This window comes from Actinokineospora sp. (assembly GCF_052390155.1).
Lineage (GTDB): Bacteria > Actinomycetota > Actinomycetes > Mycobacteriales > Pseudonocardiaceae > Actinokineospora.
In genome coordinates this window covers 1-21,214 of record NZ_JBQTHF010000107.1, presented here as the reverse complement: position 1 = coordinate 21,214, position 21,214 = coordinate 1, and the positions used below count along the sequence as shown (strand labels likewise).

Sequence of the window (21,214 nt, the reverse complement as noted above, 5' to 3'; positions counted from 1 at the left end):
GAAATCAGGCCGGTGCGGGCTCCTCGGCGGGCTCGGGCTCCTCTGTGGACTCGGACTCGGGCAGGCACTTGTCGGCGATGAGCGAGCCGACGACCTCGATCGCCCCGTCGACCTCGGCGCCGATCTTGATGTAGTCCGGCGACGCACTCACCTGCAGCGCCACCGAGGCGTGCACGTGCGCGTGCAGCTTCGCGGTCAGCTCCAGGCACGTGGTGATCTCCGTGCCCGCAGCCGGTGGCACCGCGGGTACGCACCCGTGGGCTTCCAGTGACACCGTCAGCGACTTGAGGTTGACCTGGACGTCGGCGACGGTCTCCCCGTTGGGAAGTTCCGCGCCGACCTCGGCCTTGATCGAGTCGAGCTGGGCCTGCAGTTCCACGGTGAGCGCGGCGCAGACCGACTTCGGTTCGGCGCGGGTCTCGGCGGATGCCGCGGGCGCGGCGACGCAGGCGAGAACGGTGGCAAAGGAAAGACAGACAGCCAATCTCCTGAACATCGGGTCCACTCCCTGGGTTCGGTGCAGAATTCAATCCGAAATGTCACCAGTAGCTATTTCGACGCCGTGTCGTTCGCCTGCCCGGGCCAGCCGATCGTAAGCACAGGTACCGGAGTCCGGTCGCTATGAGAGCGCAGGTTCACCTTTTCGTGCGGCGGCGTCGGGTGTCGCGCGGCGGTTGCCCCGGGCGATGAGCACCATCGCCACGCAGGCGACCAGCACGCCGCCCAGGCCCGCGACGGCGAAGCCCCACGCGGGGGTCGAGTGGTCGACCACGAACCCGACCAGCGGGGATCCGACCGCCGTGCCGAGGGTGAACGCGGAGCTCTGCAGCCCCGTCGCCTCGCCGCGCTGGGCAGGCGGCGCCAGGTTGCTGACCTGCTCGCCGGTCGAGGCGAGGGTCGGCGCGCACAGCAGGTTCGTCGGGATCAGCGCCAGCGCGAGCAGCCACCAGTGCTCGCCCGCAAGGCCGACCGGGATGGCCAGCAGCCCCAGCAGGGCCATCAGCACGACCTGCGGCAAGGACCGCTTGACCGCGCCGTGCACCAACCCGCCGACCGCCGACGCGACGCACATGGCCATCACCACGACGCCAGTCCAGTCGAGCTGTCCCGAGCCGCGCAGGGCGGCCACCAATGCCACCTCGGTGCCCGACAGCACGAAGACCGCGCCCGCGCCGATGGCCAGCACGCCCACCAGTTGCGGGGTGAGCCAGGTGCGCCGCGGCACCCGCCCGGCGCCCGGCTCGGTGATCTCGTGGTCGGCGCGAATCCGCGGGTTGACCACGATCAGCGTGACGCCGACGAGGAACACCGCGCCCGCCATGGCGGTTGTCGCGGTGCCGGTGGACACCTGGGTCGCGAGCAGCACCGCGGCGGCCGGGCCGACCATGAAGCTCAGTTCGACCGACACCGAGTCCAGCGAGTACGCCGAGCGTCGCAGGTTCTCGGGTACCAGCGCGGCAATCGCCTGGCGACCGATGGACATGGCGGGCACGATGACCAGTCCGCCCGCGAACGCCGCCACCAGCAGCACCGGGTAGGACATGTGCCGCGCGGCGAGCCAGAACGCCGTCTCGCCGATCGTCACCGCGACCAGCATCGGGCGCAGGCCGTAGCGGTCGACGACGCGCCCCATGATCGGCGCGCCGATCGCGATGCCGACGGTCGAGGCCGCGCCGACCAGGCCCGCCTGGCCGTAGCCGCGGTCCATCCCCACCGCGACGTGCAGCGTGAGGGTCATGCCCGCGGCCGAGACGGGGATCCGGGCGAAGAACATCAAGATCATCAGCGTCCGCACGCCGGGGAGGCCGAGCAACCGGCGGTACTGCTGCATGCCTCGATAGCACCGGACCCGCCCGGTTGTGGCAACCCAATTTCTCCTGGACCCGACCGCCGCCCCGCCTTGCCGTGCCGGACCCACCTGGAGGCGGGTTCTCCCCCTTCGGGGGATTCACCCCGGCCTTTTCTTGATTCGCTCCAGAAAACGTGGTGGTCTTGGGGGGTTAGTGCCCGACTGTGCGAACCACAACAACAAGGAGGGACCGGCGAAGTGACCACCTCACGGCCCACGACGAACAACGTGGGCATCCCGGTCGGCAGCGACAACGACTCGCTGACGCTCGGCTCGAACGGCCCGATCCTGCTCCAGGATCACTACCTCATCGAGAAGAACGCCCAGTTCAACCGCGAGCGCGTGCCCGAGCGGGTCGTGCACGCCAAGGGCGGTGGCGCGTTCGGCTTCCTGGAAGTCACCGAGGACGTCAGCCAGTTCACCAAGGCCGCGGTGTTCCAGCCGGGCACCCGCACCGAGAGCCTGATCCGGTTCTCGTCGGTAGCGGGCGAGAGCGGCTCGCCGGACACCTGGCGCGACCCGCGCGGTTTCGCGGTGAAGTTCTACACCTCGCAGGGCAACTACGACCTCGTCGGCAACAACACGCCGGTGTTCTTCATCCGCGACCCGATCAAGTTCCCCGACTTCATCCGCTCGCAGAAGCGCCGCGCCGACAACCACCTGCGCGACCACGACATGCAGTGGGACTTCTGGACCCTGCGGCCGGAGTCCGCGCACCAGGTCACGTGGCTGATGGGCGACCGCGGCATCCCGTCGAACTGGCGGGAGATGAACGGCTACGGCTCGCACACCTACCTGTGGGAGAACGCGGGCGGCGAGAAGTTCTGGGTCAAGTACCACTTCAAGACCGACCAGGGCATCGGCTACCTCACCCAGGCCGACGCGGACCGCATCGCGGGCGAGGACGGCGACCTCTACATCCGTGACCTGCACACCGAGATCGCCGCGGGCAACCACCCGAGCTGGACGCTGCACGTGCAGGTCATGCCGTACGAGGACGCCGCCGACTACCGGTTCAACCCGTTCGACCTGACCAAGGTCTGGCCGAAGTGCGACTATCCGCTGATCAAGGTCGGCCGGTACGTCCTGGACCGCAACCCGGAGAACTACTTCGCCCAGATCGAGCAGGCCGCGTTCGAGCCGTCGAACCTGGTCGCGGGCATCGGCCCGTCGCCGGACAAGATGCTCCAGGGCCGCCTGTTCGCCTACCCGGACGCGCACCGCTACCGGATCGGCCCGAACTACGCCCAGTTGCCGGTCAACGCCGCCAAGTCCGAGGTGAACAGCTACGCCAAGGACGGCGCGATGCGCTACACCAACCCCGCGGACCCGGTGTACGCGCCGAACTCCTACGGCGGCCCGCACGCGGACGCCGCGCTGGCGGCGGAGACGGCGTCGGCCTATGGCGTCGAGGACGAGGTCATCCGCTCGGCGTACAAGCTGCACAGCGAGGACGACGACTTCGGCCAGCCCGGCACGATGGTCCGCGACGTCCTCGACGACGACCAGCGCGAGCGGCTGGCGGGCAACATCATCGGCCACGCGGGCGACGGCGTGAGCAGGCCGGTGCTGGAGCGCGTGATCGAGTACTGGCGCAACGTGGACAAGGCCCTCGGCGACAAGGTCGCGGGCGCCTTCACCAAGTAGATCGTCGCGCGGTCACGCCGTGCGCGACGCCTCGGCCGGGTTCGGCGCGACCAGCGCCAACCCGGCCCGCAGCGCGCCCGCCGCCTCCGCCATGGCCTCGCGGAACCGGGTGCCCATGGCGAGGAAGTTGACGTAGCCGTGGATCAGGTCCGCGTGCCTGCTCAACGCGACCGGCACCCCCGCCTCGGTCAGCCTGCGCGCGAACGCCTCGCCCTCGTCGCGCAGCGGGTCGAACCCGGCGGTCGCGATGTAGGCGGGCGGCAGGCCGCTCAGGTCGTCGGCGAGCAGCACCGAGAACCGCGGGTCGGCCCGCTGCGCGACCTCCGGGCAGTAGTGGTCGGTGAACCAGACGATGTTGGCGTCGGTCAGGAAGAACCCGTCGGCGAACAGTTCCCGCGAGCGCGTGCGCACGGTGGCGTCGGTGCTGGGGTAGAACAGCAACTGGAACGCGGGCCGCGGCCCGCCCGCGCGCGTCGCCTGGTAGGCGGTCACCGCGGCCAGGTTGCCGCCCGCGCTGTCGCCGCCGACCGCGATCATGGCCGGATCGATGCCGAGGTCCGCGGCGTTGGCCACGGCGTAGCGGAAGGCGGCGAGGGCGTCCTCGACCCCGGCCGGGAACGGATGCTCGGGCGCGAGCCGGTAATCGACCGACAGCACCTTCACCTTGGCGTGTTTGGCCAGGTAGCGGCAGGTGTCGTCGTGGCTCTCGATGGTGCCGACGACCCAGCCGCCACCGTGGTAGAAGACCAGCAGCGGGGCGTCGTCGCCGACGTCCGCCGGGGTGTAGAGGCGGGCCGGGATGGCGCCGTCGATGGTCAGGCCGCGCACGCTGACCGGCTCGATCGGCTCGCCGCCGACCAGGTGCCGCGACCGGTCCAGCTTCGCCCTGGCCTGTTCGGGCGTGCCGCCGACGAGCGTGTGTCCGCCGAGCTTGTCGAGCGCGAGCAGCAACTGGGCGTCGAGCGCGAGTTCCTGGCCGTCGATCCGCACCGGCTTGCCCGCGATCAGCCTGCGCAGCGGCTTCGGCAGGGCGAACACCAGTCGTGCGGTCGCGGCCTGGACCCGGATCGGGACCCGGTTCATCAGCGTCGACATCCAGCCTCCTCGCGTGCTCCCCAGCCCGAGGTTACTCGCTGGTAGGTCTATCGGCTATGCCCCTCTCCCGCCCGGTGGACCGCATCCCGATGGGGGTCGTCCGCCATTGCCGCGCGATGCGAAGATGGCCCGGTGACGGTCACCGTGGTGGGAATCGGCGGGTCGCTGCGCGCGGACTCGCAGTCGGAGCGCGCCCTGCGTATCGCCCTGGCAGGCGCCGGGGAGGCGGGCGCGAAGACGACCGTGCTCTCCGGCGTCGACCTTGTGCTCCCCTTCTACGACCCGGCCGTGGCCGAGCGCTCCGACGCCGCCCGCAGGCTTGTGGACGAATTGCGCGACGCCGACGGTGTGGTGCTCGTCTCGCCCGGCTACCACGGCACCGTGTCCGGGCTGGTCAAGAACGCCCTGGACTACGTCGAGGATCTGCGCGAGGACGAGCGCCCCTACCTCGACGGCCGCGCGGTCGGCTGCGTGGCGACGGCGGCGGGCTGGCAGGCGTCGGTCACCACACTCACCGCGCTGCGCTCGGTCGTGCACGCCCTGCGCGGCTGGCCCACGCCGCTGGGCGCCGCGGTGAACTCCGCCGAGGTCGTCTTCGACGCCGCGGGCGGCTGCGGCGACCCGCAGGTGGTCACCAGCCTGCGCACCATCGGCCTGCAGGTGGTCGAGTTCGCGCTCGCCCGCAAATCCTGAACGGGCGAGCGCGAGTCCGTCACCGCAGCTTCAGCGCCCGCAGCGCGAAATGCACCTCGATCAGCGACTGCTTGATCGTCTCGGCCACCACCAGCGAGCCGTGGCCCGCGTCGTAGCGGTACATCTCGTAGGGCGCCCCGCGCTCGGCCAGCCGGTCGAGGTAGTTGTCGATCTGCCGGATCGGGCAGCGCGGGTCGTTCTCGCCCGCGAGCACCAGCACCGGCACCCGCACGTCGTCGACGTAGGTGATCGGCGAGCACTCGACATACCGGTCGCGAACGTCGTCGGGCGAGCCGCCGAACAGCGCCCGGTCGAACGCGCGCAGCGGCTCCATCTCGTCCTCGTACGCGGCCAGGTAGTCGGCCACCGGCACCCCCGCGACGCCCGCCGCCCACAGTTCGGGCTGGGTGCCGAGGGCGAGCAGGCTCAGGTAGCCGCCCCACGACGCGCCGTTGACCACGCACCGCTGCGGGTCGGCCAGCCCGGACGCCACGGCCCACGCGTGCACGGCGGCGACGTCGGCCAACTCGGTCAGCCCGGGCCTGCCCTCGATCGCGTCGCGCCAGGCCGACCCGTAGCCGGTGGAGCCGCGGTAGTTCACGTGCACCATGGCGAACCCGGCGTCGAGCCACATCGCGCGGTAGGCGGAGAAGCGGTCCTCGTCGGCCGCGTGCGGGCCGCCGTGCAGGCTGAACACCGTGGGCAGCGGCCCGTCCGGCGCGCCGACCGGGCGGGCGATCAGCGCGTGCACCCTGCCGTGCTCGGTCTCGACGAACGCGTCGGTCAGCGGGGCCGAGCCGGGGGCGCGGTCGCCGGGCGGCACCAGCAGCACCCGGTCGGTGCTGTCGGTGTGCAGCGCGCGCACCAGGGTGGGCTCCGCCGCGCTCGACCAGGAGTACTCGACCGTGCCGTCCGGGCGCGCGCCCGCGGAGCCGATCGTCCCAGCTGGAGTGTCCAAAGTAGAGAGTGTGCCGGTGGTGATGTCGTACCGATGCAGGGTGTTGCGGGCCTCGTGAGTGTGCGCCACGAGCAGCGCGCTGCCATCGGGGAACCAGTCGGCACTCACCTCGCCCGGCAGGTCGAGGGTGATCTCCTGCTCGGTGTCCGCCTCGACGTCCCAGATCAGCAGCTCCTCGCGGCCCCGCCGCTCGTGCAGCACCAGCAGCCGCGGGTCGCCCGCCACCGGGCTGAACACGATGCCGTCGAGGCCCTTGCCCTTGCCGTCCCACTTCTCGGCCACCGTGGCGCCGTCGGCCACCGACAGCACGCGCAGCGCCGGGTGCCGGTTGTCGCCGTGCTCCGAGTGCGCGATCGCCAGCAGCCGCTCGTCGTGCGACAGCGCGGACACCGAGCCGTCGTGCTCGTCCTGGTAGATCACCTCGGCCTCGGCCCCGCCGCGCGCCAGGTAGACCGTGGTGCCGTCGTCGTCGGCCACGCCGATCACGGCCACCCCGCGGCCGACCTCAAGGCCCGCCGGGTAGCCCGCCTTGGCGCCCGCCATCGCCGGGTCCGGCGCGTGGTCCGCGGGCCTACCCGCGAACGGCTCCCGAACCCAGGTGCCGAACTCGTCGCCGTCGGTGTCGGCGAACCACCAGACGTGCTCGCCGTCCGGGGTGAGGATGGCGTGCAGGGTGCCGTTGGGCCGGTCGGTCACCTGCCGGTGCGTGTCCGTCGCCCGGTCCCAGGCGTAGACCTCCCACACGCCGCTGGCATTGGACACGTACACGTTGCGGTCCGGCGCGTCCCGCGCCCAGCCCGGCAGCGACACCCGGGCGGCGTGGAATCGCGCGCGCCAGCGGATCTCGGCGTCGTCGTCGGCGAACAGGCGGTCGGGGACCTCGGCGACTGGATGATTTGTCACGTCCGTGATCCTGCCAGGCGGGTAGGCTTGCCGTCGCCCGCTGTTCGAGCGGGGAACCCGTGACCTGGGGGAGCGTCGCGATGTCCGGGGGACACCAGCCGTGGCAGGGCCAGTTCGCGCCGCAGGAGTGGTATTTCGCACCACCGCCGCCACAACCGCCGCGTAAGCCGGTCGGCCTGTGGATAGGGCTGGCGGTGGTGCTCGTGGCGGTACTCGGCATCGGCGCGTGGCTCATTGTCGAGACCACCAGCGAGCCGGACCGGCCCGCGGCGGCCAAGGCGGACACCGACCGCGCGACGAAGATCGTCAAGTCCACCGACGGGCACAGCAGGCTCACCGTGCCCGCCCAGTGGGTCGAGCTGCCCGAGGACTACCGGAGTCCGGCGTCGGTGATCGCGCAGGGGCAGATCTACCAGGAGCGCTACGTCATGGTGATCACCGACGACGAGGCCGACTTCGCGGCGTTCACCGAGTTCGAGGAAGCCGCGCTGGACGGGATGGCGGAGATCGCCGACGGCGCCACGGTCGGCCAGCCGCGCGAGGTCGCGCTCGGCTCGCTGCGCGGCATCCGCTACGAGGTCACCGGCGAGGTCGACGGCATCGACATCGTCTACTGGTTCACCCTGGTCGACGGCGGCCAGGGCTACCACCAGGTCGTCGCGTGGACCCTGGCCGACCGCAGGCCGGATGCCGAGAAGCCCCTGCACGACGTCGTGGCGACGTTCGAGGAGACCGGCTGAGGTTCGGGGCTGACGCGAGGCGGCGCCGACCCCTACGGTGGTGCCCGTGACGTGGAAACTGGAAGTGAACGCGAGCCGCTGCATGGCCTCTGGTGTGTGCGTGGCCACCGCGCCGGAGCATTTCGAGCTGGCGGGCCTGTCGGCCACGGTCAAGTCGGCCGAGATCGAGCCGAACGAAGACGTGCTCGACGCCGCCGAGTCGTGCCCCACCCTCGCCATCAGCATCCGCGACGGCGACAAGGAACTGGTCGTCTGAGCGGCCGGTTCTGTCGTACCTCCTCGATAGGGTTTCCCCAGGTAGGAGCGGGAAAACCGATCGAGGGGAGCCACCTTTGGCTGTCGTACTCAACGTCACCACTTTCGCCGAATACGCGGCGAGCGGCAGGCACCGGCGCACGGAGATCGTCACCACCCAGTCGGCAGACGATTTCCGCGGTCGCTTCTTCTACCAGCCCATCCTGGACGCCATCCGCCAGGCCGCCGTCGCCCCCGACCCGACCCCCGTCCTGGCCGAGGCGATAGCGCGCGCCGACCTGACCGGCCAACACCGCGCGTACACCGAGATCGCCGCGGGTTTCCTCGCGTGGTGGCGCCGCACCCACGCGATCCCACTCCGCCCTCGCACGACCACCCTGCGCATAGCCGACCTAGACCTAACCGTCACCCCCCACCTGGCCATCCACCCTCACCCGCGCAGCACCACCCTCACCACCACCGCCAACGCCCAGATAGTCCTCTTCTACCTCAAAGAGCCCCCACTACCCCGCGACGCCTCCAGCGCCGCCCTGCGCATCCTGCAGATCTGCCAGCCAGACCTACTCCCCAACGCCACCCCATTGGTAGTAGACCTCCGCCGAGCCCGCGAACACCGCCTCCCCCACAACACCAACCCCACCACCCTCGACGCCTGGCTAACCGCCGAAGCCGCCGCCTACACCACCCACCAATCCACCCTCTAACCCAACACCGCACGCTCTACCCCCACCCCAGATGCGAGGGCGAAGCCCAGCGATCCACGCTGAATCGGGAGAGGACGCACCGTGTGCGACCACGCAATTGCTCACACACCTCGACGGCGCGAAGCGCCGAGCCCACGCTGGATCGCGACGTGCCGCACCGTGGACGACCCTGCCATTGGTTACATACTCGATGCGAGCCGCAGGCGAGCGAACCACGCCGGGTCGGGAGTGGACGCACCGTGGGCGAGACTGCTTTTGTTTACATACTATGGCAGCCATGAGCAGCGCAGACCAAACTACAGGTCGGGGCGGCCGGCGGTCGGTGTACGACTCCTACGGCCGGTTGTCGCGGGTGCCTGAGACCGGCGAGTTGGAGAAGATCGAGACGCAGCTTGCCGACAACCGGAAGGTGATCGAGCGGCGCGGCGGGGTGCTCGGCGAGGAGCTGTCCGACGGGTTGTCGGCATGGAAGCGCAGCGTCCGCCGCCCCGGGTGGGAGCGGCTGTTGGAGCGGGTCGAGTCCGGCGAGTCGGACGGGATCGTGGTCTGGCACACCGACCGCCTGTTCCGCCAGCCGCGAGACTTGGAACGCCTGATCGAGCTCGCCGACAAGGGGTTCCGAGTTGCCTCGGCGCACGGTGAACGGGACCTGTCGGCCCCGGACGACCGGTTCATCCTGCGGATCGAGGTCGCACACGCCGCCAGGTCCAGCGATGACACGTCACGACGCCTCAAACGGCGGTTCGCCGCGATGCGCGCGGGTGGTCGGTCGCAGACCGGCGGGCCGCGCCGGTTCGGGTTCATGGGAGTCGAGGCTGAGGCGACCGGGCCGAACGGGGAACGCCTACCGGTGCCCGATGACGTGGTTGCCCGGGAACGTCAGGCATTGCGGGACGCGGTTACCGCGATCCTGTCCGGCGTGTCCATCGGCCAGATCGTGCGCGAGTGGAACGCGGCCGGTCTCCGCTCGGTCCCTGGCGGTCTGCTCTGGGAGCACAAGACCGTCCGCGCGACACTGACCCGTCCGGCACTGGCCGGACTGATCGAATACGACGGCAAGTTGGAAGGCCACATCGCCGGGGAGCCGATCATCGACCTGACCACCTTCGAACGACTGCGAGCACTGTTCGCCGCGCGCAGCAAGGGACAGGTCGCCGGCGTTCGCTACATCGGCACCGGAATCCTGCGCTGCGGGCTCTGCGGCGCCAAGCTGACCGCTCGCCCGGCTGGCACCAAGCCCTACCCCGACGGGGAACCACGCCGCACCTACTTCTGCAACAAGCAACGGAGGGGGTGCGGTCGGGTCTATGCCGATTGCCGACCCGTCGACACCGAGATCACCGCGTTCGTCGCCACCCGCTTGTCCGATCCACGCCACGCCGCCGCGATCGCCTCAGCACGGTCACGCGCATCCAAACGACTTGAACAGTTGGAAGACGAAATTGCGGCATGCGAGGAGATCCAACGAGCACTGTCCGTCCGACTCGGACTCAGGAAAATGACCCTGATCGCATTCGACCAGGCAAACGAACCACTCTCGGCCGACCTCGCACGCCTTATAGCCGAACGAGAATCCCTCGCTGGCGGCAAGACCAGCGTCGTACCGGCCGTACAGGCACGTGAGGACGTGGTGGCCCAATGGGAGGCAGCCGACGTCGCGGACAAGCGCGCCATGTTCCGTCAAGCACTCGGCCGTTCACGGATGCTGGTCGACCCGATGCCACCCGAGACCAAGAAGCGAGTGTTTGACCGATCGCGTATCCACATTGTGCAGCCGGACGAACGCTAGCAGGTGCGTTCAGGAGATCGCTGAGCTCCACAGGGATACGGCTGATCAAACCAACACGACGATGCCGAGAACTACAACGATCGCCGCGATCGCGATTTCCCAGCGTAGATAGTTCCGTTGAACCCACGCCCATTTGATGGCCCACCAGGTGGGGTCACTTGGAGCTGTCTCGCTCACATGGCAAAACGCCACTGACTCAATCTCCGCGCCCGAGATTGCCATACGTTCCCATGCCGGACCTAGAGCAACAGTTTGGGCTTGTTCTGCGGCGCGGACCGATAGTGGCGCTCCTAGGATCAGTTCACGTTTAGCTGGCTCCAACTCTGTCGACGCGCCGACGTAGTAGCCGATGACGTCCCGCCCACTTTTCAGGTGAACGCTGACGAAAGCCTGTTGTCCGGGTTGTAGTGCAAGTTCGCCTAGCCCGTGCCAGACATCGGCCTGAAGAATTTGTGTAGCCGAGCGGCCGTTCCGTAGGTCGCTGACGACCGTGGCCAACAGGGATGACAGTACGACCTGAACACCGACTGTCCACCCGACTAGTCCCAGATGGGCGGACACATAGGCCGCACCTTGGGTCAACAGTTTTTGCAGGTCCAACACGCCCGATGGATTAACGAGGCTAGCGAGCGCGAGTAGAGCAACAGTAGCTGCGCTAATAAATGTGCCGGAGAGCAATATCCGACTGATGTGAACGAACGTACTTTCCTCACGTGGTAGCGCTTTTCGACCGCGAAGCAGTTCTAGACAGCTTCCAGGTGCAACAAAAAGCAGAAAAACGACAACGCCGAGGATGCTAACTGGAACCAAGGTTAGTCCTTTGCGGTTGCCGCACCAGTTTCACCACTGCTGGGAGCCGGTGAACTAGACGGCATGGCTGGCTCGGTCGGGGGTGCGGAAACCGGCTTGATCGGGTAACCGCCGACCATTGTGATACCCCTGTTCTCAGTGAGCTGACCGCGTTTGTCCGTGTAGGACACTTCCGTCGCACGCTTGCCGCTATTTGCCACTGCAACTCTCCGTTCAGGATGAGGCTGACCGGGCGCAGGAGCGCACCCGGGGGATCTTGCTGCGCGTGGGCGGAACTATACGCCCGGACACCGACACCTTCGGGAGCCGGTGTGCGTCGCGAGGCGCGTCGCCGGGTTGTTGGGCTAAGTCTGCGCTCCCAACGCCCCACCGACACTTGATGATCAAGCAAGGCTCTCAGCAGCGTCACTTGTCGACGCGGCGAAGGATCACCGCGACAGTTGCGATCTCGTCGGCTGTCATTGTCGGCATGGCGGCGCACGCTCTGCGCCAGTAGTCCCAAGATTCTGGATCGACTTCTTTACCGGCAGTCTGATCATCTGTGCCATTCCCGTCGTCGTCCCGCTTTTGGCTGCCGCGCGTTGTGTCGTCGTCCGATGCGGTCGTTGCTTCTCACCCCCTTCCCGTTGGGGGTAGATGTCGGTGCCGTTCCACGGCGGCGCGGATATCGGCGATGAGATAGCCTCGGATCTGCCGAATTTTCCCGTCGTCGATGGGCACACGGTTGCGTGTTGGCCGACAGTCCAACTCCGTCATCTGCCGTCCGAACGTGGTGGGTTCGATGGCGAGTGCTTCTGTCAGTTCGGCCGTGGGTACGAAGTCGCGGTCTTCTGCGTCGAGTTCGTCTCCCAGGTAGTCCACAACGGACGCGAGCGGTTCCGGCAGGCCATCGGCTTCCCATGCCGCCGTTCGTGACGCTGTTCCTGCTCCGATGGCTTTCGCCGCTGCCGCATGGTCGAGCGCCGGTGTCGTGTCTTGTCCGGCCGCATGGCCGGTGAGGGTCCCGGCCACTTCTCGCAATGCCCGGCCGCGTCGGCAGATGGTGTGCCAGTCCTCGTTGGGCATGTAGTAGGTCCGCACGGTCAACGCGAGTACGTCCGCCCCGGCTTGGGTCTCGCCGTCCGGTCGCAGGATGCCGACGCCCTTGTGCGAGGCCAGTAGCCGACTGCTGTCGTACCCCCGTGTGTTCATCTGTTCACCGAGCACGATGTTGGAATCTCGCCAGTCCATGACCCGTAGTGCGAACCGTGATCCGAGCACCGCGCGCAGGCCGGACGGGATTGTCTTCGAGTCCGGCCGTTGAGTGGCCAGCACGAGGACCACACCCGCCGCCGGTCCTTTCTTGGCCAGCCAGGTAAGCAGCTCTCCGACGTACTCTCCGGCGGTCAGTTTCTTGTCTTCGACGCGAACCGGCGTTCGGTCTTCGAGCGGCACCTGAACCTCATCAACGAATATCGCCGTGATCGGCATGTTCAACGCCGTGTCCCGTGACATCGCCGGCGTCACCTTCGACTCAGGACATGTCACGTCGTCCAGTTCCCGCATGCGCCGATACCGCGCCTGCACTTCGCCGACGAGTTCGACCAGCCACGCGACCAACACCAACACGTGTTCGGACTCGTCGCCTGCCATGAACCGATGAGCGACATGACCGGCCGCGTCCCAGTCCTTCCCGGCCTTGAAATCGGCGACATACAGCCGGGTGTACGGGTCCAAGATCAGCCCTGCGGCGGCCAGCCGGGCCGCGAATGTCTTGCCCTGCCTGGGAATCGCGCCCACGAGCAGCGATGTCCAGACCAATGGAAGGTCCACCCGGCGGTCCCGCGCGTCCCGGCCGAACGGCATCGGTCGCCACGCGTCCCACGTCGGTGCGTCGAGCAGTGGGGTCCGCATCGGTGGGGACGCGTACGGGTCCTGGTCGGCGACCCACATCGCGACCCGTCCCGCGTGGCCGCCGTTGCCGCGCACACGTTCCACGCTGAGCTGAACTTCATCGACCGCCAGGGCGGACGCCAGCGCCTCGCGGCCCTTGATCACGTCCGCCGCCTTGCGCGTGGCCGGGAGGTCTATCGTGATCGCCCACCCCTCGCCGATGCGGGTCGCGCGTTCGACCAGGCGCAGCGTTTCGTCCTTGCCGATCAGCTTCGCGTCACGGAATGCGTCGACCAAGACTTGCGGGTCCATCGTCCAAGTCAGCGCCCGTGGTCCGGCGAGAACGGCTTTCCGTCCGGGACTCCCGTCTTTCCGCCGCCCAAGGATCGCCAGAGCGACCGAACCGGCCGCGCCTGCGATCCACAGCGCCCGACCGCCGTAGACGAGATCGGCGATCGCGAGGCCGACCACCGTCGTGATGGCGACGGCCCCAGTGACCTTCCATCGGAACAGCGTTAATTCCCGGATCTCGCCGAACTTGTCGGCCAGCTTTTCCGACTGTTCGGCGGCTTCCCGGTAGTCCCGAACCGTGACCCACCGACGCCACCACCGGATCGCGACCACCACTCCGCGAACTACCCCGCCAAGGAACCGGACCGGTGACCGGACGACCGCCGCCACGGCATCACGACCGGCTTGCACGGCCTGGGCGCGGCTCTTCAACCGATGCGGCACCCGGGCCGACCGTAGCCACCAGGATTGCAACCGCCCCAGCTTCGGCCGGTGGTAGATCGGCGCGGGGGGTTCCTCGACCAACTCGCCGTCGAACACGGCGGGCACCAGATCGTCACCGCTCATGACGGCCCTCGATCTCCGCGCGCAACGACGCCGCCAGCCGGGGTGAGAGCCCACGCGAACAGGAGGTGACCGTGCGAACCCACGCAGGTGTGACCTCGACATCCGGTGACCACGCTGCCCGCGCGTCCGCGAGGTAGTCAGCGAACATCTTCCGAACGGCGGGAGCGTTCACGTGAACGGGCGCTGCGTTCACGCTTTGGTGAGCCGCCGCAACCGCGTCGGTCAGCTTGTCGCGGAGATCGGTGATCGCCTCGGCCGCGACGAACACGACCAACGGCGGCACCGAGTGCAGCACGATCGACGCCATCGACCCGGCCGCGAACGACGCCCACGTGTTCATGACGTACGTCGCCGCCAACGTGAACCACTTCGCCCGCCGCACCCACGGCCCCGTTTGGATCTGGTACCGCGCGGTCACCTGCTCAGCCCGCAGGATCGCCAGCAACACCAGCGACACCGTCGGGTCGAGCACCCACGCAGCGATCCAGGGCAGCGACCACGGCGGCACCCCGGCCGCCGCGAAGCCCTGAACGTTGGTCATCGTGAACGCCAACCCCAACACGATCCCCGACCAACACATCCAGTCGACCTGCCGCCGGACGCGCTCGATCCGCAGTGCCACCACATCCGGGTGCGTCTGAAACGCCCGCACCTCAGCCGCCATGGCCGCGTCACGCGCCAACCGTTCAGCACGGTTCACCGCCGACCGCCCTTCCGGCGTGACGTGTCCACAGTGGTCACTGTCAACGCACGGGTCAGCGCGAACGCCGCGAACAACGCGGGCAGGCCGAGCACCGCGAGCAACAGCCACCGGTTGCCCGGATGCGCGATCACCACCCACTGAACTGCCACGATCAGCGCTGCGTTGAACAACACCCGACCGGCCAGCGACACGAACCGTGCCCCACTCCGCGCAGCCTCAGCCGCCGCCTTCGCCCGACGCGCACCCGCGCGCCACACCAGCACCAGCACGACCAACACCCCCGCGCCGGCGGCAATCTCCGTGATCGACAGGTTGATCGTGTTCATCGGCCAACCCCCCGATCGTCGGCGCGATCGCCCCGTTGCCGCCAATACCCGAGCAACGCACGACGGTCGACCTCGGACAGCGCACCCCAGACACCAACGGTGTCCTCACCGGCCGTCCGCAACTCCAACTCCAAACACTGATCCTGAACCGGGCAACCCGCACACAACCGCGCCGCCAACGCGCGGTCCGGTTGCTCATGCCCCAACCAGCCGGGCGGATCACCGGCCGCGTAGGCAGCCATGCACGCGCCATCGCGAACCGCGATATCACCGAGAACACCGGTAGGAACCCACCGCAGCGAGTCCAGTCGCCATGCGATGTCGATCAGCCAACGCTCGTTCGTCACCGTGTCCACATCGGACACCACGTCGCCGCGCTCCTCGTCACGCATCGACATCACCTCCGCCCAGCGGCGGAGCTGGACTCAGCAACGGCGTCAACACGCCGACAGGCACCACAAGCCGACCGCGCCGCCGAACGACTGGCAGGACCCCGTGCCGGATCGCCCGGCACACCCGTGCCTGATCAATCCCGAGAACCCACGCGGCCTCTCGGATCGAGAGGAAGACCGGAGAGCCGTTAGAACGCATAGAAGTACTCATGAGAAAGCCCTTCATTAGAAGAAAGCATGATTTAAGAGGTGATTTCATCGGTCATAGGACACGAAGGGACCAACTGCGGAACTCAGTGCTGGATTGCCGCCCGCCGAATCAGGTCCTCCCGCTAATCTCGACACTGAGGCGGAGCGCGGAGGAATGGGTGTCCGAAGACTGGTCGGCGGTTGCCAAGGCGATTAACGAGCGCGCGCATGAGGTCGGGATGACTCAGCGCGAACTCTCGGAGACGTCGCGCGTATCGCTGGCGATCGTGCGCGAACTTCAGCGCAACACGGTTCAGCGCCGCCGCAGCACTCGCACGTTGGAGGCGCTCTCGCTGGCGCTCGGCTGGCACCCGCGCCATCTCTCTGCCGTGCTGTACGGCCACCAGCCACCCGCACCGGGCGATCCGGTGGAGCTCCGGGTTGGAGACGGCGTGCCCGAACGCCTTGCGGCCATCGAGGACCGGCTGACCGAGCTGACCGAACAGCTCGCCGAGATAAATGCGAACATCACGACAGTGATCAGCCGTGACACACAGGACAGCCCGTAGGTCTGTCGATTTCTGCGGCACTCCGGCCCGGGGTGCCGCTCCGGTGTTCTGCGTTGCGTCCATGTCTACAGAGAACGGCAGTTCCGGGCCGGCTTACAGATGGCGCCGGTTAACCGTGTCACCATTAACTCGAACTAACCTCGCAGGTCAGACACGTTATTCGCTCGGACAAGCCGATGGGTAAGACACGGCTCCAGACCGTGCGAAAGACGGCTGGAGGCGCCGGCTATTCGCAGGTCGATGTGATCAACATGCTCCAGCAGCGGGCCGCGATGCTCGGCATGCCGGTCATGTCGTCGGCAAGTCTCAAGACAAAGCTGTCCGAGTGGGAGAACGGCCACAGCGCGGTAAGCCAACCGTACCGACGCCTGTTCCGGGACATCTATGGCCGCACAAACGAAGAGCTTGGGTTTCCGTCCGAGAACGAGGACGACGAGGCTGACGAACTGCTGTCCCGTTTGGCAATTGCGCGCACGGTCGACGCCGGAACAGTCGAACTGTTTCGGCGACAAGTCGATCAGGCACGACATGTCGACCGGCAGTTCGGCGGTATCGCAGTGCTCGATCAGTTGCGAAGCAACATACGACACATGGACGACCTGCTCAGCTACGGCACGGCGCGCGGTCAACGTGAGCAGTTGGCCGGAGTGCTTGCCGAAGCATCCGCGCTGGCCGGTTGGGAGGCGCTCGACCGGAACGCGATCCGGCAGGCATGGGATCATCACGAACGCGCCAAGACTGCCGCGCGCGAAGCGTGTTCTCCGCTTCTCCTGGCGCATTCCACGGCGCAGCAAGCCTTCGTCCTGATCGATCTCGGCGAGGTCGAGCAAGCAGTCGACCAACTCGCCCAAGCGCGCGACATCGCGGAACATTCGGCGCCGGCGCTTCTCCGCGCGTGGTTGGCCGCTGCGCACGGTGAAGGGCTAGCGGCGGACGGCCGGCGCGACGCGGCATTGCATGCTTTCGACGCGGCCGGGGCATTGCTGCCCAACGATCCCGTCGCCCCGTCGCTGCCCTACCTGTTCCTTGGCGGCGCACATCTCGACCGATGGCGCGGCCACGCCTTGAGTCGACTTGGTGAGCCTGAGGCAACTGATCAACTTCGTGACGCGCTGTCTCGTTTGCCCTCCGAGTTCACCAGGGCACGTACGGGAATGCTTGTCGATCTTGCGTTCGCGCACGCGGCGGCAGGTGACCGCGACGAGGCGTTGAATTACGCGAGACAGGCGAAGCGGCTCGCCTCGCAGATCAAATCCGATCGACAACTACGCAGACTCTCCAGACTGATCCTGCCCACGAACGGCATCGGTCCCGCGTGACGCGACGTAGTAGAGCAGTGGGACAAGCGCGCCCGACCCGAGCAGCTCTTGCCGCTTCGCCAGCTCCGGTATGCGGCTCAGTGGCACCCACTCGACGCGGCCGACTTCCTCCGTGTCGGTGGGCTCGCCGATCTTTTCGGCCTTGCGCCACAAGTACACGTCAACCGGAGCGGTCACCTGCCCCGGCAGTGGCTGAAAGCTGATCAAGTGTTCCGGCTCGCCGACCGGTTGCCACCCGCTCTCCTCAGCGGCTTCACGGGCAGCGGTCGCGGCCGCCTCTTCGCCATCCTCAACGAGACCACCTAGCAGTTCATAGCCCCACTGGTCAGTCGGGAACCGGTAACGCCAGAGCATGAGCGCCCGTTCCTGATCATCCACGATCAACGCGATGGCGATCCGATCAAGGTGCACCACGTGGTAGTCCCAGCGCTCGCCGTTCGGCGCCTGGACATCCACAAGGCCCAACTTCACCCACCGGTTGTCATAGACCAGCCGCTCACCGAAGGTCTGCCATGCTCCATGCGTGTCGGTCACGCGGGGCAGCCTACGGACTCGGTCGCGGCGCCAGAGTCGCGGAACCTCCGCGCCGCGTGAGCCAGAAAACGTTCAACGGCCAGCCAAGCGCGTCCCAAGTGCGGTTATCCGCTGGTACTGGCGCACTGACCCGATCTCGTCTGCCAACCCGGCCGCGTGATCGGCTTGTCGGCGCGCTTCGTCGCGTTCTCCGGCAACAGCGAATGCCATCGCAAGATCAACCCGGAGACCTGTCTCGGCGCGGGTGAAGGTCGGGTCCAGCCGATCAAGCGCGTCGGTAAGAACCTGGACGGCTTCCGGCACACCAAGTCGCGCAAGTGCGTGTCCTCGCCAACGAGCCAGGTGTACTCGGTCCAGAGCGACGTACGGCCCCTCGTCGTTGGTCGGGTCGGTTGGCAGCAGGTCGTCAGCATCGTCGAATGCATGCAGGCTCGCCGTCCGGTTCCCGTCCGCAGCAAACGCCTCACCGCACGCCGCCGCAAGCCACGCACGCAACAACTGGGGTGCATGGCGGTCTGCACGGCTGCGGGCGTCAACCAACAAGTCGACGGCGTCGGCCGATCTGCCGACATCGATCAGCACGAACGCCTGTTCACCGACCATATGAAGCTCGAACGGCGCCAGACACCGATGTTGAGCGGCCGCAGCCTTACCGCACTCGTGATGCTGCCAGGCGTCTGACGGCTTCCCCAGGTCGAGTGCTTGCCATCCGGCCAATGCGTGCAGTTCCGACAGCACGGCGGCGAGACCTTTCCGCGCCTGCGATGCCGTGCTGTGCGACAGGAGACGCGTGACCTGAGCGACCTTCGCTGTCACCTCGTCGTGCGCCACGATGGCGCCCAACTGGCGGTCAAGTCGCCGAACCGCTTCAAGTTGAGCCTGTAGGAGTTGGATCACGGACTCGTCAATGCGACTGGCGGCACTGAGTCGCCGCCTGAGTTCAGTCGCGGACTCGTTGGCGGGCTGAACGGCCATCGGAGGGGGTCGGAGTAGATCATTGACGCTCAGATCGAAGATTCGTTCCAGGAGTCGCGCTGTTGTCGGTTGCACGCGCATTCGACGCCCCTGGTACACGCCGCCGGCGACAAGCCGTTGAAGGTGGCGCGGACTGAGCGTGCCCGGTTCCCCGTGTTGCCGCGCAAAAGCTTCCGCGAACTCGGCGAACTCCGCCTGTGTCAGGTTGCGCTCCCAGATCAACAGCTCTAGCAGCGTCCGCGCTTGCCTTGCGTCTCCGGCCACGTCTTCCCGTCTCCGCTCCCTACGCCCTCGTCAGCGACCCATGTCGTCCGCTTGTCGCCGCGCTGTCACGTCCGTGTCGTTCCGCTGACGAGTAACTGACGAAAAACTGATTTCAGTGTGTCACGACTTTCGTCATCTGCGGTGACCAGGGACGGCGCCACATCGGCATACGCGGCCGGGCGGTTTGCCCCGTCCGTTGAAACAGGATCACGGAAGGGACTTTGTCATGGGATCTGCGTGGGTGTTGACCTTCTTGGGTGTGGTCGTCTTGGTGAGTGCCGGTCTGACCATTCGGGACATTGCGCGTGATGTGCGGGGGCGGTCTCGGTGACGGCGATCAAGTACCCGCTGGTGATCTGGATGTCCTTTTTGGACGGTTGTGATCACGCGGTGCGAGACGAGGAAGTCGCCGGATGCCGATCCGGCATCTACGAAGCGGTGTGTGGTGCACGGTTGCTGCCCGCGTCACCGCATGCGGCACCGCGTCCGCCCTGCCGGCGTTGCGGGTCGTTGTTGTTGGCGTGGTCGCGGATGCGGACCGTTGCCCAGCGCATCGGCGAGCCGACCGGGAAGCACAAGCATTCACAACCGGGTTGGTTCACTCGCCTGGTCTGCGGCAGGCGGGGGCGGTAGGGGTGACCGAACCAGACGACGTCGACCCCGTCTCGGAGTCGGCAACCCGGGCAGCGGCCGGGATGAGCCCGGCGGGCGCGGACATGGCGGATACCGGTGATGAGGGTTGGCGTGCCGAGTTGGTGTTGACTGGGCGGCTCTCGTCGCTCAACGGGGAGATCGCCGGCTACGTCCTGCGTTCGCTCGATGCCGACGCCGGACGCGCCGCGCCGACATCGGTCGAGGACGAACAGGCGTTGGGACAGCGTCTGGTCGAGATCGGACACGCGGTGATCGAACGCGCCCGCAACCGGCGGGCGATCCCCGGCGGGCTCGACTCCCGGGGGCGAGTCGTGAGGCCACGCAGGCGTGAGGTGAAACCTGCGGAGCACTGGTCCAGATCGGTGCGCAACACGCTGCGAGGGCGGGTGATCGGGCTGGAGTTGAGCGCGGCCGCACACGCCTCCGGGCAGACGATCAGGACCGTGGCGCACGGGTTGGGGTTCCCGGTGGCCAGAATCCACCGGCTGCTCAGCGGCTACGGCCTGCCCAACCCCGAAGACGTCGCCACGGTCGGCACCTTCCTCGGCATCTCCCGCCGAGCCAGGGAACAACTGTGCCCACTGGCCCACCAGGCCGCCGCGATCAACTGGCTCGAAGACCACGGCACCCGCCTGCCCATGCGGTCACGGACCCTGCGCGCGGTGGAGAACGGGCTGGTCGCCATGACCTGCTACGACCACGCCACCATCCCCCGACCCCTGCGCACCCCCGCCTACCACCGCGCCCTGCTCACCGCGTCCCCCCTGACCCCACCCGACGAGATCAACCAACGGGTCGAGGCACTGACCCACGACCACCGACTCGTCACCGACGAATCCGCCGCGTGCACATTCCTCATCGAGCACCACGCCCTGACCCGCACCGGCATCCCCACCCACACCATGAAAGACCAACTCGCCGCCCTGCGCGAGCACGCCGACCGCTCGAACGTCACCATCCGAATCATCCCCGCCCACACCGGGCACCCCGCAATGCCACTGCCTTAAAAGATCATGTTGGTTTTGGCTGTAGCGGGTGCAGGACGATCCGGTAGGTGACGGTCTGAACGGCCGGGGTGTTCGCGGGGCGTCGGTCGTAGCGGTTGGAGCCACCGCG

At 67.7% G+C, this 21,214-nt stretch carries 20 protein-coding genes; 10 read left to right on the top strand and 10 right to left on the bottom strand.

The window, feature by feature from the left end:
* Positions 1-4 precede the first annotated feature (4 nt).
* Both ACT4N7_RS27290 and ACT4N7_RS27285 read right to left on the bottom strand, forming a co-directional pair.
* On the bottom strand, positions 5-496 hold the full coding sequence (locus ACT4N7_RS27290; RefSeq protein ID WP_444831734.1) for a hypothetical protein: 492 nt from the start codon (positions 494-496) through the stop codon (positions 5-7).
* Positions 497-619: 123 nt separating this feature from the next.
* Positions 620-1,831: an MFS transporter gene (locus ACT4N7_RS27285; RefSeq protein ID WP_444831733.1), complete on the bottom strand. Its 1,212-nt coding sequence runs from the start codon at positions 1,829-1,831 to the stop codon at positions 620-622.
* Positions 1,832-2,047: 216 nt separating this feature from the next.
* Here ACT4N7_RS27285 and ACT4N7_RS27280 point away from each other — a divergent pair, with 216 nt between their 5' ends.
* On the top strand, positions 2,048-3,496 hold the full coding sequence (locus ACT4N7_RS27280; RefSeq protein ID WP_444831732.1) for a catalase: 1,449 nt from the start codon (positions 2,048-2,050) through the stop codon (positions 3,494-3,496).
* 12 nt (positions 3,497-3,508) lie between these two features.
* Here ACT4N7_RS27280 and ACT4N7_RS27275 read toward each other — a convergent pair whose 3' ends face one another.
* Positions 3,509-4,591, bottom strand: coding sequence for an alpha/beta hydrolase (locus tag ACT4N7_RS27275; RefSeq protein WP_444831731.1), 1,083 nt, complete (start codon positions 4,589-4,591; stop codon positions 3,509-3,511).
* A gap of 132 nt (positions 4,592-4,723) precedes the next feature.
* On the opposite strand from ACT4N7_RS27275, the gene ACT4N7_RS27270 reads away from it, so the two are divergent.
* A complete protein-coding gene (locus tag ACT4N7_RS27270) occupies positions 4,724-5,284 on the top strand; it encodes an NADPH-dependent FMN reductase (protein ID WP_444831730.1) in 561 nt (186 codons plus the stop codon).
* 19 nt (positions 5,285-5,303) lie between these two features.
* On the opposite strand, the gene ACT4N7_RS27265 is transcribed toward ACT4N7_RS27270, so the two are convergent.
* Entirely contained in the window at positions 5,304-7,145 is a 1,842-nt protein-coding gene (locus ACT4N7_RS27265; RefSeq protein ID WP_444831729.1) for a prolyl oligopeptidase family serine peptidase, read from the bottom strand.
* An 80-nt stretch (positions 7,146-7,225) separates the two neighbouring features.
* Between ACT4N7_RS27265 and ACT4N7_RS27260 the strand changes: the two genes are divergently transcribed.
* From ACT4N7_RS27260 to ACT4N7_RS27245, 4 genes are all read left to right on the top strand, one after another.
* Positions 7,226-7,885 carry a hypothetical protein gene (locus ACT4N7_RS27260; protein ID WP_444831728.1) on the top strand — a complete coding sequence of 220 codons (660 nt, stop codon included), beginning with the start codon at positions 7,226-7,228 and terminating at the stop codon, positions 7,883-7,885.
* Between the two features lie 46 nt (positions 7,886-7,931).
* Positions 7,932-8,141: a ferredoxin gene (locus ACT4N7_RS27255; protein WP_444831727.1), complete on the top strand. Its 210-nt coding sequence runs from the start codon at positions 7,932-7,934 to the stop codon at positions 8,139-8,141.
* A 76-nt stretch (positions 8,142-8,217) separates the two neighbouring features.
* On the top strand, positions 8,218-8,844 hold the full coding sequence (locus tag ACT4N7_RS27250) for a hypothetical protein (RefSeq protein WP_444831726.1): 627 nt from the start codon (positions 8,218-8,220) through the stop codon (positions 8,842-8,844).
* 277 nt (positions 8,845-9,121) lie between these two features.
* The gene (locus ACT4N7_RS27245) at positions 9,122-10,633 is read left to right on the top strand and encodes a recombinase family protein (protein WP_444831725.1); all 1,512 of its coding nucleotides are present in this window, start codon (positions 9,122-9,124) and stop codon (positions 10,631-10,633) included.
* A 45-nt stretch (positions 10,634-10,678) separates the two neighbouring features.
* Here the strand turns inward: ACT4N7_RS27245 and ACT4N7_RS27240 are convergent, their stop codons facing one another.
* From ACT4N7_RS27240 to ACT4N7_RS27220, 5 genes are all read right to left on the bottom strand, one after another.
* Positions 10,679-11,443, bottom strand: a complete 765-nt coding sequence (locus tag ACT4N7_RS27240) for a DUF6338 family protein (RefSeq protein ID WP_444831724.1) — start codon at positions 11,441-11,443, stop codon at positions 10,679-10,681.
* Between the two features lie 612 nt (positions 11,444-12,055).
* On the bottom strand, positions 12,056-14,173 hold the full coding sequence (locus ACT4N7_RS27235; protein ID WP_444831723.1) for a cell division protein FtsK: 2,118 nt from the start codon (positions 14,171-14,173) through the stop codon (positions 12,056-12,058).
* Positions 14,163-14,837, bottom strand: a complete 675-nt coding sequence (locus ACT4N7_RS27230) for a hypothetical protein (protein ID WP_444831763.1) — start codon at positions 14,835-14,837, stop codon at positions 14,163-14,165. Before ACT4N7_RS27230 ends, ACT4N7_RS27235 begins: the two co-directional genes overlap by 11 nt.
* Positions 14,838-14,869: 32 nt before the next feature.
* Complete coding sequence (locus tag ACT4N7_RS27225; RefSeq protein ID WP_444831722.1) at positions 14,870-15,202, bottom strand: hypothetical protein; 333 nt, start codon at positions 15,200-15,202, stop codon at positions 14,870-14,872.
* Positions 15,199-15,594: a WhiB family transcriptional regulator gene (locus ACT4N7_RS27220; RefSeq protein WP_444831721.1), complete on the bottom strand. Its 396-nt coding sequence runs from the start codon at positions 15,592-15,594 to the stop codon at positions 15,199-15,201. Before ACT4N7_RS27220 ends, ACT4N7_RS27225 begins: the two co-directional genes overlap by 4 nt.
* Positions 15,595-15,962: 368 nt before the next feature.
* On the opposite strand from ACT4N7_RS27220, the gene ACT4N7_RS27215 reads away from it, so the two are divergent.
* Together ACT4N7_RS27215 and ACT4N7_RS27210 are read left to right on the top strand one after the other, a co-directional pair.
* Positions 15,963-16,352 carry a helix-turn-helix domain-containing protein gene (locus tag ACT4N7_RS27215; RefSeq protein ID WP_444831720.1) on the top strand — a complete coding sequence of 130 codons (390 nt, stop codon included), beginning with the start codon at positions 15,963-15,965 and terminating at the stop codon, positions 16,350-16,352.
* Between the two features lie 176 nt (positions 16,353-16,528).
* Positions 16,529-17,671, top strand: coding sequence for a tetratricopeptide repeat protein (locus ACT4N7_RS27210; RefSeq protein WP_444831719.1), 1,143 nt, complete (start codon positions 16,529-16,531; stop codon positions 17,669-17,671).
* Here ACT4N7_RS27210 and ACT4N7_RS27205 read toward each other — a convergent pair.
* Positions 17,618-18,205 (bottom strand): NUDIX domain-containing protein, encoded by a 588-nt coding sequence (locus ACT4N7_RS27205; RefSeq protein ID WP_444831718.1) that lies wholly within the window; start codon positions 18,203-18,205, stop codon positions 17,618-17,620. The two genes, ACT4N7_RS27210 and ACT4N7_RS27205, sit on opposite strands and share 54 nt — an antisense overlap.
* Before the next feature lie 156 nt (positions 18,206-18,361).
* On the opposite strand from ACT4N7_RS27205, the gene ACT4N7_RS27200 reads away from it, so the two are divergent.
* Positions 18,362-18,886, top strand: a complete 525-nt coding sequence (locus tag ACT4N7_RS27200; RefSeq protein WP_444831717.1) for a hypothetical protein — start codon at positions 18,362-18,364, stop codon at positions 18,884-18,886.
* Positions 18,887-20,079: 1,193 nt separating this feature from the next.
* Entirely contained in the window at positions 20,080-21,105 is a 1,026-nt protein-coding gene (locus tag ACT4N7_RS27195; RefSeq protein ID WP_444831716.1) for a Scr1 family TA system antitoxin-like transcriptional regulator, read from the top strand.
* The last annotated feature ends 109 nt before the right edge of the window (positions 21,106-21,214 follow it).

What these genes read in the sequence shown, in the direction of transcription:
- ACT4N7_RS27290 (WP_444831734.1), bottom strand. Translation starts at nt 496, where the DNA reads ATGTTCAGGAGATTGGCTGTCTGTCTTTCCTTTGCCACCGTTCTCGCC.
- ACT4N7_RS27285 (WP_444831733.1), bottom strand. Translation starts at nt 1,831, where the DNA reads ATGCAGCAGTACCGCCGGTTGCTCGGCCTCCCCGGCGTGCGGACGCTG.
- ACT4N7_RS27275 (WP_444831731.1), bottom strand. Translation starts at nt 4,591, where the DNA reads ATGTCGACGCTGATGAACCGGGTCCCGATCCGGGTCCAGGCCGCGACC.
- ACT4N7_RS27260 (WP_444831728.1), top strand. Translation starts at nt 7,226, where the DNA reads ATGTCCGGGGGACACCAGCCGTGGCAGGGCCAGTTCGCGCCGCAGGAG.
- ACT4N7_RS27245 (WP_444831725.1), top strand. Translation starts at nt 9,122, where the DNA reads ATGAGCAGCGCAGACCAAACTACAGGTCGGGGCGGCCGGCGGTCGGTG.
- ACT4N7_RS27235 (WP_444831723.1), bottom strand. Translation starts at nt 14,173, where the DNA reads ATGAGCGGTGACGATCTGGTGCCCGCCGTGTTCGACGGCGAGTTGGTC.
- ACT4N7_RS27230 (WP_444831763.1), bottom strand. Translation starts at nt 14,837, where the DNA reads ATGGCGGCTGAGGTGCGGGCGTTTCAGACGCACCCGGATGTGGTGGCA.
- ACT4N7_RS27225 (WP_444831722.1), bottom strand. Translation starts at nt 15,202, where the DNA reads ATGAACACGATCAACCTGTCGATCACGGAGATTGCCGCCGGCGCGGGG.
- ACT4N7_RS27220 (WP_444831721.1), bottom strand. Translation starts at nt 15,594, where the DNA reads ATGCGTGACGAGGAGCGCGGCGACGTGGTGTCCGATGTGGACACGGTG.
- ACT4N7_RS27210 (WP_444831719.1), top strand. Translation starts at nt 16,529, where the DNA reads ATGGGTAAGACACGGCTCCAGACCGTGCGAAAGACGGCTGGAGGCGCC.